The sequence below is a fragment of the Mesorhizobium sp. M1227 genome, assembly GCF_040318315.1.
GTDB lineage: Bacteria > Pseudomonadota > Alphaproteobacteria > Rhizobiales > Rhizobiaceae > Mesorhizobium.
Genome location: NZ_JAMYLZ010000125.1, coordinates 1 through 539, shown reverse-complemented (window position 1 = coordinate 539; position 539 = coordinate 1). Strand labels below are relative to the sequence as shown.

The following is a 539-nucleotide window of genomic DNA, read 5'->3' as shown; positions in this document are numbered from 1 at the left end:
TCGGCCGTTGAAGCTCTCGATGAAGCCATTCTGCATCGGCTTGCCGGGCGCAATGTAATGCCATTCGACGCGGTTCTGATCCGCCCAGGAGAGGATGGCGTTCGAGGTGAACTCGCTGCCATTGTCGCTGACGATCATTCTCGGCCGGCCGCGCTCGGTGATGAGCCGGTCCAATTCGCGGGCAACCCGCATGCCCGAGAGAGACGTATCAATGATGAGTGCCAGGCACTCTCTCGTGCAGTCGTCGACGACGGCCAGGATGCGGAAGCGGCGCCCGTCTGTGAGCTGGTCCGATACGAAGTCGAGCGACCAGCGCTCGTCGGGCCTCAGCGGCACCACCATCGGCGCCCTGGTCCCGATCGCCCGTTTGCGGCCGCCACGGCGGCGAACGGCGAGCTTCTCCTCCCGATAGAGCCGGAACAGCTTCTTGTGGTTCACGACCAGGCCCTCCCGCCTCAGCATCACGAGAAGACGCCGGTAGCCGAACCGGCGACGCTCCTGCGCGATCGCCTTCATCCGCTCGCGAAGCTCGCGGTCGT

The 539-nt window shown here is 65.1% G+C and carries 1 protein-coding gene; it reads right to left on the bottom strand.

Going from position 1 to position 539, the window contains the following annotated elements; all coding sequences use genetic code 11:
• The coding region (locus tag NKH28_RS34400; protein ID WP_352981477.1) for an IS3 family transposase at nt 1-539 on the bottom strand (539 nt) is incomplete at both ends.